This is a genomic window from Kitasatospora sp. NPDC001309 (assembly GCF_042896295.1).
In the GTDB taxonomy this organism is placed as follows: domain Bacteria; phylum Actinomycetota; class Actinomycetes; order Streptomycetales; family Streptomycetaceae; genus Kitasatospora.
The window spans coordinates 1-12,223 of the sequence record NZ_JBIAXC010000093.1 but is presented as its reverse complement, the minus strand read 5'-3'; the positions used below and the strand labels follow the sequence as shown (position 1 = coordinate 12,223).

Sequence of the window (12,223 nt, the reverse complement as noted above, 5' to 3'; positions counted from 1 at the left end):
CTGGTCGAGACCCTGCGCGCCGGCCGCCTCTCCGGCGTCGGCCTGGACGTCTACGAGGAGGAGACCGGCGTCTTCTTCACCGACCGCTCCGTCCAAGGCATCACCGACGACGTCCTCGCCCGCCTCGTCACCTTCCCCCAGGTCCTGGTCACCAGCCACCAGGCCTACTTCACCCACACCGCCGTCGGCCAGATCATCGACGCCACCGCCCGCAACATCGACGACTACGCCGCCGGCCGCACCAACGAGAACACCCTGGTACCGAGAGGCTGACCCTATAGAGGGCGATTCGTAAGCGCTCGCTCGAACTGGCTCGTTGAACCGATCTTGTTCGATGCGGACCTGCTTGCCGCTCAGCGATACTTGTGCCGCGGAATGGGTTGCGCAGGCCAAGGAAGCCGAGGAACGTCGCGACTGGGATGCGGCGATCACGCTGGTCAGTGCGCACGCCGAGTGCTGCTCGGCCGACACCTACGCTCATGACCACCATCGCCATGGGCATCAGCAACATGCGCCCCGCCGCCTGGTTCACGCCGTTCGACAATGTCGAAGCCCGCGACCCAAAGCGCGGCTTTCGCCGCTGACCCGAGGGGTTGAAGCGGGATGTCTGCGGGTGGGCGGAAAACCTTGAACGATATCCACCCCACAGCAGGACGAACCGCGTTGAGGCAGCCCATAAAGCCTACGGTCTCTCCGGCACCCGACATATGCGAGACCTCGAAGCCTTCGGCGTGCGCCGTCCGCACCGACGGCGCACGTCGGACAGGGAGCACCGGGTCCGCGCGGCGGGCTCAGCCGCTTCACGGACGCCCGCCGGACACCGACACAGGCTCCTATCATCGAAGTATGAGCATAGGTAAGGAACTCACTTCAAAGTGGGTGATAGACGGCATACTGTGGTCAAAAGAGGACGGATTACCGGATGGCCTGACCTATCCGGCCTTCGCTCATCTGCTGGACACCGCGGCCGTCTGCCTGGCCCTGTGGGACCTGCACATGTCCGAGAGCCAACAGCGGACGTTCACCGCTGGACTGGGCCTGGATCCCGACTCCGGGACCGACCGAGGGCGAGCCAGATCACTCCTCGCCTGCTGGGCGGGCTGGCACGACATCGGGAAGATCGGCGCCTGCTTCCAGGTCAAGGTGCGTGCGGCATTTGCCCAGTTGAAAGGCTACCCGCCCCTGCCTTCGGGTGTGCGAGGCCTGTCCCACGGCGAGGCCACCCAGCTCTACCTGGCCGTACAACTCCCCTTGCACGGCTACGACGGCACCGGCGACGGTCTGCCCGTGACCGCGCCCGCACGCCGGCTAGCCCAGCTGCTCGGCGGTCACCACGGACGGATCTTCCCGCAGCCGCACCGCAACCTCCTGCGCTATCCAGCCCTCGCAGCGCGGCTGTTGGGAGAAGGACGGTGGGAGGAGCAGCGGCTTGCCCACCTGGTCGCGGTCGCGGAGACCATGGGCGCTCCGGATCCGCCGCCGGTGCTGTCGGTGGAGGCTGCGGTGCTGGCTGGGGAGGTTGTAGTGCTCGCTGACTGGCTGGCCTCTCAACGCTTCTTCGTCGTGGATCAGTTGCAGCACCTGACCGGCGCGGGGGATCCGTCGCAGGTGGTCCGGCACTGGGAGCGGGCTGTGGTGGCCGGTCCGCGATTGGTGGAGGACGCAGGTCTGGGTCTGCCGGTGTGGAAGGAGACTCCGGTGTCATGACGTTCTTCGACTGGTTCCGGTTCGAGCCGAACACGTTGCAGAAGTCGCTGTTGGATCTGCTGCACGGGTGCGCGGTGCCGGGCCGGGCGGGGCTGCTGGTGTTGATGTGGCCGACCGGGAGCGGTAAGACCGAGGGCGGTCTGTGGGCGGCGCGGTGGCTGGGCGGGCCCCGTATGGGGGTTCACCTGGCCCTGCCGTCGGTGGCCACCACCGACTCGGCGTTCCGGCGGGTCTGGCGGTGGGCGAGGCGGGCGCTAGCCGCGTCGTCGCCGGTGACGTTGGCGCACAGCCGGGCCGGACGTGGCCCGCAGGGCGCGCTGCTCAGCCACGACGACGGCGACGGGCTGGTGCTCGCGCCCGCGCCGGAGTTCCTCCAGGGCCGCGGGCGGGCGGTGCTGGCGGGGGTGACGGTCTCCACCATCGACCAGGTGCTGCTGGCGGTGCTGAGGGTCCGGCACAACGTCCTGAGGATGGGCGGCCTGACCCGCAAGGTGCTGGTGGTGGACGAGTGCCATGCCTACGACCCCTACATGCAGAGCCTGCTACGCACCGTGCTGGCCTGGTGGGGTGCGCTCGGTGTGCCGGTCGTGCTGATGTCCGCCACGCTGCCGCGTTCGCTGGCCCGTTCGCTGGCCGCGGCCTACCTGTCGGGGTCCGCCCCGGGCCTGCGGTTGCCGGAGTTCCTTCCCGCCTACCCGGGGTGGTTCCACGTCGACGGCCTCACGGGTCACCCGACTGTGGAGGCGGTGGCCACCGGCCGGACGAGGATCCTGGCCGTGCGGTTGGTCGGCCTGCCGGGCTCGCCCCGGGCGACGCGCCGTGATGCGGTTCCGGCCTGCGACAGGGCCCGGGCCCGGGTCGTGTCGCAGCTGTTCGAGCGTGACCGTCAGCGGCTGTGCGTGCTCACCGTGTGCAACACGGTGGCCTCCGCTCAGAACACCGTACTGGCGCTGAAGGCGTTCCTCCCCCGGGACGTCGAGGTCTTCCTCATCCACGCGCACTACCGCGAGCTGGACCGCGCCGACCTCACCATGGCGGTGGAGCAGGCTTTCGGCAAGGACCGCGCCCACCGCCCCCGGCGCGCCGTGCTCGTGACGACCCAGGTCTGCGAGCAGTCACTGGACCTGGATCTGAACCGTCTGGTCACCGATCTGGCGCCGCTTCCGACGATCATCCAGCGGGCCGGCCGGGGCCGGCGCCACACCAAGCGGTCCCGCGTCCGGGTGCCGGTCACCGTGCTGGTGCCGCTGACCGCCGAGGGTCTGCCCGACGACGGCCGGTGGGACGCGATCTACAGCACCGCCGTGGTGCGGGCCAGTCGCGAACTGATGGAAGGCCACAGGGCGATCGCGGAACCCGCAGACGTCCAGTCCCTGCTGGAAGCGCTCGAGGACCGTCTGGGCGGCAACAGCCCGGACGTGGATGTGCTGTCCCACCTGGAGGGCGAGCAGGCGATGGCGGACGCGGCCCGCCCAGTGGTCATCCCGCATCCGCGGGAGCTGGTCGACCTGTTCGACCTCACGGACCTGTCCGGGACGGACGAGGAGGCCGCCACCCGCTACCGGCTCGACAGCATCCAGATCCTCCCCCTGTGGCGCCAACCCGACGGACACCTCTCCCTGGAGCCCGACACCGACCTCCCGCTCCCGGCACGCCTGCCGCACAACTTGGAGCCGATCCGCGACCGACTGGTCTCAACCCGGCACGCCACCTGGCAGAAGCACCTCAGCGCCGACGCCCAGCCCCCGGCCGGCTGGGCGGGCGACAAGCGCCTGGGACCACTCGTCCTGCTCGTGCACCCCGCCCTGGGAGAACCTGTGCACGCCGCCGGATGGACCGTGTTCTACGACCGCTACCTGGGCCTGGTGGCCCGTCCCCCGACACCGAAGGAGTGAAGATGAACGCCCCGGCCGACGACTTCGACCTGGCGCACGGGGCCTGGATCGACTGCCGGTACCGCGACGGCACCACCCGCCGCACCGGCCTGTACGAGACGATCTCCGACGCGTCCTCGATCGCGGACCTCACCCTGCCCTATCCGATCGCCTACGGTGCCCTCTACCGGGTCGCAGCGGCCATCGCCTACCGCGTCACCGGCCTGGACCACCTGCGCACCGGTGAAAGCACCGCCAGCTGGTACCGGCGCCGCAACTCCCTCTTCGGCACCGGCTTCGACCAGCGCGCCGTCGACCGCTACTTCCGCAGGCACGCCGCCCACCTGCGCCTGTACCACGGGCGCCACCCCTTCCTCCAGGACCCGCGGCTGACCGAGGACTGCCCCCGCGCCTCAGGCATCGGAAAGCTGGTGATCGGACGCGCCGTCGGCAACGCCAGACCGTGGTTCTCCGACACCACGAGCCAAGGCCACGCGGTCCCCGTGCCCTCTGCCGAAGCGGCGCTGCAGACCCTGATGTGGGCCTACTACGGAAGCGGCGGAGCTCTGAGCACCCGCTCCCACGACGCGGTGAGCGCGCACGCCGGCTGCATGGCCGCCGTGCTGCGCGGCACCGTCGGCTACCACCCGATCGGCCCCGACCTGCACACCACGCTCCTCGCCCACCTGATCGCCCCGAACATCAACGGCGGGAGCGACCTCGCACCGTGGGAGAACCCGACACGCACCGACCCGACCCGGCCTCCCCCCTCCCCCACGGGCCCGGTCTCCCTACTCACCGCCCGCCTCCGGCACGCGATCCTCCTCGTGCCGAGCCCAGACGGCCGCTTCGCCACCGACTGCTACCTGACCTGGGGAGCGCGCAACCCGCCCCACAAGCCCGGCCGGGACCCGGGCGGGCACATCGAGCCGTTCCCGGACCCCTTCCTGTCCTACCAGCGCTCCCGCGAGAGCGGCGCCCCCTCCTCCGCAGTGAAGGGAGACGGCGGCCGGCAGCTGTTCCGCGACCTGGAGGTCCTGCTCAACGACCCTGCCACCGAGGTGCAACGGGCACCGCGCGCACCGACCCGCCCCCAGGTCCTGGCCTCCTGCGACCAGATCCCCGACGAGGTCGTGGACACCCTGCGGCTGCGCGTGGTCGGCGCCGAGCAGGACCGCGAGAAGAGCAACGACCACCAGTGGTGGACCACCACCACACCACCGCTGCTCACCCACACCGCCGCGCGCGACCCGGAAGGCGCACAGCGCATCAGCGACGCCGTCCACGAAGCCGACCTCGCCGAATGGCACCTCGACAACGCCCTGGCCGCAGCCTTCGACGACCGCCCCGCCGACGCGCGGGCCCGCAAGGCACGCATCGCCCAGCGCTTCTGGCCCCGCGCCGACACCATCTTCTGGAACCTCTACGACACCGGCCGGCTCGACGACGCCACACGCCGCATGCGCGTGGCCGCGCTGGACACCTTCGACCAGCTCACCGCCGACCTCATCCGCAACCCCTCGGCCGGCGAGCGCGTCGCCCGCGCCCGCGCCCGCCTACCCCTTCCCCCAAGGAAGGCCACGCCATGACCACCACCACGCCCACACCTCGCCGCACCCGTGCCGCGAAGTTCGTCGACCACATCGCCCACGCCATCGCCACCGACCGAGCCGCCCCCCGGGCACTGGCCAGCGGGCTCGGCCCCTGGCGGGAGCAGCAGCCCCCGGGACCGATGCACCAGTACGTCGCTCCCTGGCTGCCCCCGGGCCTACACCCGAGCCGCCAGCGCGCGTACTACACCGTCGCTGCCCTGATGAGCTGCGCGAACCGTTCCGGCACCGGCTCACGGATCAGCATCGGCACGGCTCTTGGACACGCCTCGACGCACATGTCCCCCGCCACCACGCGGCACCAGTTGAACCGGCTCGTCCGGCCGAACCCCGACGGCCCGTACGCGGACCTGCGCGGCGCCGTGCGCCTCACCGACAACGCCGGCGTCCCCCTCGACTGGGCCCGCCTGCTCGCCGAACTCGACAGCTGGCACTTCGACGGCCCCCGCACCTGCACCACCTGGCAACAGGACTACTTCCGCGCCATCAAGCAGCACGACCATCACGAGAGAAGCGACGATCATGACTGACACCCCGGTGCCTGCAGCCTTCCTGGACATCCACGTCCTGCAAACCATCCCACTGTCCGGGCTGAACCTCGACGGCGACGGCTGTCCGAAGTCCGTCGTGCTCGGCGGAGCAACCCGCGCGCGCATCAGCGCCTACTCCAAGAAGCGCCCCGTGCGACTGCACGTCGAAGAAGCCCTCCCCGACCAGGCATCCGTACGCACCCGCCGACTCGTCCACGAGGTCCGCGACCTGCTCGTCAGGGAAGAAGGCTGGAACGAGGAACTCGCGACGTTCACGGCGCTCGACGTCTTCACCGCCGCCAGCAGCGGACAGATGTCCCTGGGCAGCTCCACCGACGACATCCAGGCGAAGGACCCCCTGGCCACCGCCGCCCTCATCTACACCCCCACCACCACGGCCCACCGCATGGCGGCCACCGCCGCCGAGCGCAAGCACGACTACGAGATCGCCCTCAAGGAAGCCGAAGCCAGCACCGCGAAGCCCCAAAGCGGCCGAGCCTCGAAGAAGAAGGACAAGGAACAGGAAGAAGCAGGCGGCACCGTCACCAACCCGGCAGATCTCGAAGGACTGCTCGCCAGCGCCAACGCCTCGATCGCCCTGCTCGGCCGGACCCTCATGGAGATCAACGGCGCCGAACGCGACGCCTGTGTCCAGGTCGCCTCCGCCTTCACCACCCACGAGGCCAACATCGAGATCGACTTCTTCGTCGCGGTCGACGACTACGCCGCCAAGACCCAGGACGTGCCCAGCGTCGGCCTGATCGGCGACCAGCGCCTCGTCGCCGGCACCTTCTACATGTACTCCACCATCGCCCTGCGGTCCTTCGCCGACGCCATCGACAACGACCTCGTCCTCGCACGAGCGGTCTGCCGCGCCTACATCGACGGGTTCATCCACACCCTGCCGAAGACCGGCCAGACCAGCTCGGCCGCTTGGACCCTGCCCGACCTCGTCCACCTCGCCGTGCGCACCGACCGGCCCGTCAACCTCTCCACCGCCTTCGACAACCCCGTCACCGGCCGCCAGGGCCACGCCGACCCCTCCATCGCCCGCCTGTCCGACTACGCGAAGGCGATCCAGCGCCTGACGGCCGGCCGCGGCCTCGTCCACTCCGTCCACGCCTACACCGGCACCACCAAGCTCCCCGGACTCGGCACCCGCGTCGACACCTTCGACCGGGCCATCGAGTCCGCCCTCGACGCCGCCTTCGGGACCACGCCATGAGCACCCGTCAGGCCCTCGTCCTGCGCCTCACCGCCCCCATGCAGTCCTGGGGGGTCCGCGGGGGCTTCACCGACTACCGCGACACCGCCTCCCACCCCACCCGTTCCGGCGTCATCGGCTTCCTGGGCGCCGCCCTGGGCCAGCCCCGCGACGAAGCCCCCGGGCCGCTCGCCGCCCTCGACATCGCCGTCCGCGTCGACCGGCCCGGCAGCCCCATGGAGGACTACCACACCATCGGCGGCCAAAGCCCCGCCGAGGTCGTCCCCTGCGCAGACGGCGGACGGCGCGCCGGTGCCGTCATCACCCACCGCGCCTACCTCGCCGACGCCTCCTTCACCGTCGTCCTCACCGGCCCCGCCGCCCTCCTACGAAAAGCCTCCGACGCCCTCGACCACCCCGTCCACCCGCCCTACCTCGGACGCCGCGCCTGCCCCCCGGCCGCCCCCTACAACCTCGGCATCCAGCACGGCAGCGTCACCCACATCCTCAAAACCGCCCCCCTCGACCAAGAACCCCCACGCGCCGGCGAACCCGTGACCGTCGACGTCATCACCACCATCGCCCCCGGCGACCCGCGCGCCACCCACACCCTCAACGACGACCCCCAGGGCGCCCGCCACTTCGCCGAGCGAGCCGTCGCCCGCTCCACCCTCACCCTGCCCGCCGCGCTGTGCACCGGCCGCGACGCCGCCACCCGGTACACCCGGCTCCACGAATACCGCTACGGCCCACAACCCGAACCCCCGGAGGCACGATCATGACCACCGCCCACCTCACCGAGATCCGGCTCGACACCACCTCCCGCGACGTCCAGGCCGACCTACGCCACGGCGGACTCGGCTTCCACCGCCGCACCGAACGCCTCTTCCTGCCCGACGGCTACACCGCCCCCAGCACCAGCAGCACCGGACCCCGCCCCAGCCTCGGACTCCTCTGGCGCCTCGACACCACCCGCACTGGCCTGCAGCTCCTCATCCAATCCACCGACCCCCCTGACCTCACCAGCCTCCCCGACCACTACGGCACCACCCGCACCAGCGCACTCGGCCCCTTCCTCGACCACCTCACCACCGGCCAACACGTCCACTACCGCCTCACCGCCTGCCCGGTCCACTGGGCCCGCGACAAGACCACCGGCAAACCCCTGCGCAACCGCATCCCCTGCACCGGCCCCGACATCACCCACTGGTGGACCCGCCGCGCCCCAGACCTAGGCCTCGCCCCCTACACCACCAGCACCTTCCAACTCACCCCCGTCACCGGCGTCGCCGACCACAACCCCCGTATGCGCCTGCCCCTCACCCGCTACGACGGCCTCGCCACCATCACCGACCCCACCCACCTCCGCACCGCCATCCTCCAAGGCATCGGACGAGCCAAAGCCTTCGGCGCCGGCCTCCTCACCCTCGCCCCACCCAACTGACTTAGCGGCCTAAGCTCCTTGACAACTGAACAGAGCAACGCCGACACGCCCGCAACACCGCAGCTCACGAAGGGTCCACCCCGCGCGGCCGGGGGTGTGCCGCCCTCCCCGGTGACGTCGGCCGAGCGGGTACGGTCCAGCCCGCGCGGCCGGGGGTGTGCCAGGGCGGCAGCCTCGGCGGGGGTCATCAGCTCAGTCCACCCCGCGCGGCCGGGGGTGTGCCATCAGGTAGAGCGAACGGTCGTGCGGCAGCAGCGTCCACCCCGCGCGGCCGGGGGTGTGCCCCCCACCGCCCTGGTACGGCTGTAGCCCCGGCGGTCCACCCCGCGCGGCCGGGGGTGTGCCCAGAATCCAGTCCTCGGCCGGGGGCACGGGGGGTCCACCCCGCGCGGCCGGGGGTGTGCCCGGCCTGGCCCAGGCCTACCGGGTCGGCGCCGGGTCCACCCCGCGCGGCCGGGGGTGTGCCCGTCCAGGCCGGACTCCAGGCCCGCGATCGCCTGTCCACCCCGCGCGGCCGGGGGTGTGCCCCCGTTCCCCGACGCCACCGGCCCCCACCTCGTGTCCACCCCGCGCGGCCGGGGGTGTGCCCTCGCCGATCAGGTCGCGTACGTAGTTGGCCTGGTCCACCCCGCGGCCGGGGGTGTGCCGGCGTACAGTTCGTCGTGGCTGGCGCGGGCGGAGTCCATCCCGCGCGGCCGGGGGTGTGCCGGCGTACAGTTCGTCGTGGCTGGCGCGGGCGGAGTCCATCCCGCGCGGCCGGGGGTGTGCCCACCTTCGACCTATCCCTGGGCAACTACCAGGGGTCCACCCCGCGCGGCCGGGGGTGTTCCGACGTCGAGACCCGTGGTTTCCGTGTCCAGGGCGTCCGCCCCGCGCGGCCGGGGGTGTGCCCGGCCTGCAGCGCCTCACCGCCCGGGTCCCGTGGTCCACCCCGCGCGACCGGGGGTGTGCCCGAGTGGGACAGCAGCCGTCCTTTCACCGAGCAGTCCACCCCGCGCGGCCGGGTGGTGTGCCCCGCCGGTACTTGGTGCGGGTCAGCTGCGACAGGTCCACCCCGCGCGGCTGGGGGTGTGCCCCTTCCGATCCCCCGCCAGAGCGTCAAGACCGCGTCCACCCCGCGCGGCCGGGGGTGTGCCCTGAGTTCCGTACCCGTTCATGGTGTTCAGAAGGTCCGCCCCACACAGCCGGGGGTGTACCTGCCTAATTCGGCGGCACCATGGAGCGCGCGCAGTTCGCCCCGCGCGGCTGGGGGTGTGCCCTCGATGACGCCCAGGCCCTAATGCCTCACCGTGTCCGCCCCGCGTGGCCGGGGGTGTGTCAAGGTCACGGAACCCGGTCGATACCTCTTCGCCGTCAACCCCTCACGGCCGGGGGTGTTCTCGTCTGCCTGCAGAGCGATCAACCAGGACGGCGCGTCCACCCCAAGCGGTTGGGGGTGTGCCACTGGCCCGTCCTATTTCAGGTGCAGTTTCTCCCGTCTGCCCCGGGCAACCGGGGGTGTGCCCTACGGGTTCGCGATCACCGAACCGGACATGCAGCCCGCCCCGTTGGCCGTGGGCGAGCCCATCGGCGACTTCCGTACCCCGATAGGCCTGTTGACCGCCCCGCACAGCTGGGGGTGTGCCCTTGATGGCGTACCAGGGGGCGGTGACGCACTGGTCCGCCCCGTTCGGCCGGGGGTGTGCCGCGCGACCACTCGTGCTGCGGGGTGCCGTCGATGTTTGCCCCGTTCAGCCGGGGTGTGCCGTGGGAGGTCCGCTGACACGACGGGCGGCGCCAGCCCGTCAGTCGGGTCACGACTCGGCATCTGCGGTCCCTTTCTCCTGCTCGCCGGGCTCGGAGCGGCGGCCGGTCGCCGAGCCAGCCCGGTCGCCCGATCCGTACGGTCCGAAGGGCCCAAGCTCACCGGGCCGTCGGGCGCCCAGCAGTGGGCCTGCTCCCTTGTGTCGGAATTCGCCTGCCAGCACCCCGCGGCCTCCGCGCACTCGTGGTCGTCGGCCGATTCTCCCACTCGCACCGTCGCGGCGATGGTCACTGTGCGTAGATGATCACGGGTTGCGTGCAGATCCCCGAGCGGGCCTGCGGAAGCATCCGGGAGGCGGCACGCAACGCCTCCCCCGCGAGGTCACGAATTCGGCTGACGTCTTGACAGATCCGGGAGCGGTCGCTCAACTGCCCGAAAACATGGCCGGATTGCGTCATGGAGTGTCGGAAAATCGTTGGTCACGATTCAGCCTCGGTCACCGTGGGTAGTCAATTTCGAGGTGCGAAATGGCCTTTGAGAGGCCTCTCGGTCCCCGAATGCGACCACCTTGGGGTCCCTTGGTCCCCAACCGCATGCGAACAACTGCTTGTTGAATCTGACGCTATGTCATGCAAAAGCCCGCTGACCTGGGGTATCTCCCGGCCAACGGCCTTTCCGACTCACGTCGGGACGACAGGATTTGAACCTGCGACCCCTTGACCCCCAGTTTAGTAGGGATATCGTATTACCCCTCAAAATGCGCTCACGCACACGTCGTGCGTGTGCAGACGAGCATGATTCGCGCACCTCGCGCAGCAGCGGGCATGACGTGTGGTCCCCAGCTGGTCCCCAGGCCAGGGCCTTGACGGAGGGTCCGGGTGGCGTTCATGGCTCAAGCGTAGCGCCACCCCGGCCATCAATCCCAGTGATTCCGGCAGGTCGCCCAAAGACCCATCGAACAGAATCCAAGGAGTGCCGGGAGAAATCAATCCGGCCCAGGCCGGCCTCCAGCCAGAGAATGGTCACCAGAAATCCCACTCCGCCAATTCCGTGTGGCCTCGCAGGAATTCTCGGCGCCCGCCACCGCCCACTTCGACGACCGGTCCGAGGCTCGGCGCCACGCACCGCACGTGCTCCGGGTTGTACGAGCCCGACAACCCACGGCCCACCGGCAGACCCCTACCTCCCGGGCGGCGGCCACTCTTCCGAGCGGCGACCCCGTACGCGCCGACGCTGCGCGATCAAGCTGCCCTACCCACCGAACCTGCTCCGCGATCACCCTCGCGGCATGTCGCCAGCGCGTGTCCCGGCCAGTCGATCTTGCCGTGCTCCACGCCCCGCCCCGCACGCTCTGCCGCCACATCCGTCACTCCCACCACTCTGGACACGCCAACACCATCTGGTTCGAGGAGGAGTTCCATGGCGCAGCGTCCCAAGCGGGGCAGGGTGTACCGCAGGTGCGGGTGCAAGGACGGCACCAGCGGGAAACAGTTGGGTTCGTGGTGTCCGCGGCTGGCTGCCGACACCACGCACGGGCGGTGGACGTACGCGGTGGACCTGGCGCCGGAGGACGGCAAGCGCCGCACCCGGCGGCGGGGCGGGTTCACGAGCCGGGCGGAGGCGGCCCGGGAGATGGCGCGGGTGCTGGATGCCGAGCACCGGGGCGTGTACGAGGACCGGACGCTGCGCGTCGGGCTGTTCCTGTACGAGTGGCTGGAGTCGAAGCGGCCCGGGCTGGCCCCGAACACCTGGGCAGGCTACCGGGCGTGCATCGAGCGCGACCTGGTCCCCGCGTTCGGCGGCATGCTGCTCGTCGACCTCCGCCCCAAGCACGTCGACGCCTGGGTGAGCACGCAGCTCGCCGCCGGCCGCGGGCGCACCACCGTTCACCACGCGGTGGCCATGTTTTGCAACGCCCTGAACCACGGGGTGCGGACGTGGCGGCTGCGCTACAACCCGGCCGAGCACTCCGTGCCGCCCAAGCCCCGCGCCGCCGAGCGCGTCTGCTGGACGCCCTCTGAGAGGGTGTTCGGTAGGGGAATCCCCCCAACTGTCCGGCTTTCACTGGCGCGGCACGGACTCGGTTCCAGGATCCCGTAGCGGCCGGGCC

8 protein-coding genes, 1 pseudogene and 1 CRISPR repeat array are annotated in these 12,223 nt (G+C 70.9%); all 9 genes and pseudogenes read left to right on the top strand.

Translation table 11 applies throughout. The features are described 5' to 3' along the window. Positions 1–273, top strand: a pseudogene (locus ACFY2K_RS43120) (2-hydroxyacid dehydrogenase); the annotation flags it as partial. 573 nt (positions 274–846) lie between these two features. Beyond that, positions 847–1,707 (top strand): CRISPR-associated endonuclease Cas3'', encoded by an 861-nt coding sequence (locus ACFY2K_RS43115; protein WP_387718546.1) that lies wholly within the window; start codon positions 847–849, stop codon positions 1,705–1,707. Beyond that, positions 1,704–3,602 (top strand): CRISPR-associated helicase Cas3', encoded by a 1,899-nt coding sequence (gene cas3 / locus ACFY2K_RS43110; RefSeq protein WP_387718543.1) that lies wholly within the window; start codon positions 1,704–1,706, stop codon positions 3,600–3,602. The genes ACFY2K_RS43115 and cas3 overlap by 4 nt, the downstream gene beginning before the upstream one ends. 2 nt (positions 3,603–3,604) lie before the next feature. Then, entirely contained in the window at positions 3,605–5,170 is a 1,566-nt protein-coding gene (casA, locus tag ACFY2K_RS43105) for a type I-E CRISPR-associated protein Cse1/CasA (RefSeq protein ID WP_380644934.1), read from the top strand. Further along, positions 5,167–5,721: a type I-E CRISPR-associated protein Cse2/CasB gene (gene casB, locus ACFY2K_RS43100; RefSeq protein ID WP_380644933.1), complete on the top strand. Its 555-nt coding sequence runs from the start codon at positions 5,167–5,169 to the stop codon at positions 5,719–5,721. The genes casA and casB overlap by 4 nt, the downstream gene beginning before the upstream one ends. Continuing rightward, complete coding sequence (gene cas7e / locus ACFY2K_RS43095; RefSeq protein ID WP_380644932.1) at positions 5,714–6,946, top strand: type I-E CRISPR-associated protein Cas7/Cse4/CasC; 1,233 nt, start codon at positions 5,714–5,716, stop codon at positions 6,944–6,946. Before casB ends, cas7e begins: the two co-directional genes overlap by 8 nt. After that, positions 6,943–7,707, top strand: a complete 765-nt coding sequence (cas5e, locus tag ACFY2K_RS43090; protein ID WP_380644931.1) for a type I-E CRISPR-associated protein Cas5/CasD — start codon at positions 6,943–6,945, stop codon at positions 7,705–7,707. The genes cas7e and cas5e overlap by 4 nt, the downstream gene beginning before the upstream one ends. Further along, positions 7,704–8,369 (top strand): type I-E CRISPR-associated protein Cas6/Cse3/CasE, encoded by a 666-nt coding sequence (locus tag ACFY2K_RS43085; RefSeq protein WP_380644930.1) that lies wholly within the window; start codon positions 7,704–7,706, stop codon positions 8,367–8,369. The genes cas5e and ACFY2K_RS43085 overlap by 4 nt, the downstream gene beginning before the upstream one ends. Positions 8,370–8,442: 73 nt before the next feature. Next, positions 8,443–9,749: a CRISPR direct-repeat array (repeat unit 28 nt; unit sequence GTCCACCCCGCGCGGCCGGGGGTGTGCC). Positions 9,750–11,532: 1,783 nt separating this feature from the next. Continuing rightward, positions 11,533–12,213, top strand: a complete 681-nt coding sequence (locus ACFY2K_RS43080) for an Arm DNA-binding domain-containing protein (protein WP_387718537.1) — start codon at positions 11,533–11,535, stop codon at positions 12,211–12,213. The last annotated feature ends 10 nt before the right edge of the window (positions 12,214–12,223 follow it).